Genomic DNA, 1,587 nt, shown 5'->3' with positions numbered 1-1,587 from the left:
TGTAGATCTCGGCGAGGGCGGCCTTGGCGTCCTTGTGCACCGACTTGGGCAGCGCGGCGAGCACGTTGCCGATCTTGTGCCACCAGCACCGCTGCTCGGCGGTCTCGGGAAAGACGTCCCGCAGCGCACGCCAGAACCCCAGGGCGCCGTCGCCGACGGCAAGGACGGGGGCGGCCATGCCGCGACGCTTGCACGAGCGCAGCAGGTCTGCCCAGGACTCGGTGGACTCGCGGTGCCCGTCCTCGAGCGCGACGAGCTCCTTGGTGCCGTCGGCGCGGACGCCGACCATGACGAGCAGGCAGACCTTGTCCTGGGTCAGGCGGACCTTGAGGTGGATCCCGTCGACCCACACGTACACGTAGTCGGTCTCGGCCAGCGACCGCTGGTTGAACGCGGCGGCCTCGGCCTGCCACTGCTCGGTCAGCCGGGTGATCGTCTTGGCCGATAGTCCGGAGGCGGTGCCCAGGAACTGCTCCAGCGCCGGAGCGAAGTCCGAGCTCGACAGGCCGTGCAGGTACAGCAGCGGCAGCACCTCGGCCAGCTGCGGGGACTTGCGGGCCCACGCGGGCAGGATCGCCGAGGCGAACCGCTTGCGCTGACCGGTGGCCTCATCCACCCGCCGGTCGTTGACCCGAGGCTGCCGGACCGGGACCGCACCAGCGGCGGTGGTCACCACCCGGGGCGCGTGGTACCCGTTGCGCACCACGAGCCGGTGGCCGTGCTCGTCGACCTCCTCGATGAACCGCTCAATGTAGGCGGCGACCTCGGCCTGCAGCGCGGCCGCGAGCATCTGCCTGGCGCCATCGCGCACGATCTCATCCAGCAGCGACCCACCCCCAACGGTGGTCGCGTCGACGTTGGACTTGGTGCTCTCCTGGACTACCTTGAGCATGGGCGTACCTTCCCGAGCCGGCGCGCCAACGCCGACCCTGATCAGAACTTGTATGGGCTTCAGATCTTGCTCGGGAGGTACGCCACTTTCACGTCACCCCGCCGAGGGCCATCCACAGGTTCTGATCATTGCTCTATTGTCATTAATGACAAACAAAAGGGAGGAGTGGTTGTGGGGCGTCCAAGTCTGGCGGAGGAGCGGATCGCGACGATCCTTGCTGCGACCGGTCGTTCTATCGCCCGCAACGGCGTAAATGGCACCACCCTGGAGAAGGTTGCCGCCGAGAGCGGAATGAGTCGCAGCCATATTCGGCACTATGTCGGCAATCGGGCTGACCTCATCGCGCTGTTCCGGACCCGGATCCTTCAGCGCTACGCGCCGCCGAGTCTTGCTGATGCTGAAGTGACCGGTATCAGTGCCACGGAGTACGCCTTGAACTTCCTGTTCGACCATGAAGTCGATCTGGACGAGTATGCCNGCGTGTCTGCCTGACGCTGGTACCCAGAATACGTGATTGGTAGTTCCTCTGGTTGCGGAATCCGCGGCCAGTACGCTTGATCTGTTTGATCCCGGTGTTCGCGGATTCGGTCCTGGCGTTGGTGACCTGGGTGCGGACGAAGACCTTGATCTCGGTCCACCAGTTCGCGACCGTGGCGGCGAGCTTATCGGTCTCGACCATGTCAGCGGCGGTGACC

3 protein-coding genes are annotated in these 1,587 nt (G+C 65.7%); 1 reads left to right on the top strand and 2 read right to left on the bottom strand.

Annotation, left to right across the window (positions count from 1 at the left end; translation table 11 throughout):
• Positions 1-892: IS256 family transposase (locus ID132_RS01115; RefSeq protein WP_235988183.1), on the bottom strand; the 892-nt coding region annotated here is incomplete at its 3' end.
• A gap of 165 nt (positions 893-1,057) precedes the next feature.
• Between ID132_RS01115 and ID132_RS01110 the strand changes: the two genes are divergently transcribed.
• Positions 1,058-1,384, top strand: a complete 327-nt coding sequence (locus ID132_RS01110; protein WP_459562414.1) for a TetR/AcrR family transcriptional regulator — start codon at positions 1,058-1,060, stop codon at positions 1,382-1,384.
• Here ID132_RS01110 and ID132_RS01105 read toward each other — a convergent pair.
• On the bottom strand, positions 1,305-1,587 hold a 283-nt coding region (locus ID132_RS01105; RefSeq protein ID WP_193127652.1), incomplete at its 5' end, for a transposase. The genes ID132_RS01110 and ID132_RS01105 overlap by 80 nt on opposite strands.

It is taken from the genome of Gulosibacter sediminis, assembly GCF_014904065.1.
Taxonomy (GTDB): domain Bacteria; phylum Actinomycetota; class Actinomycetes; order Actinomycetales; family Microbacteriaceae; genus Gulosibacter; species Gulosibacter sediminis.
This window is presented reverse-complemented; position numbering and strand designations above follow the sequence as displayed.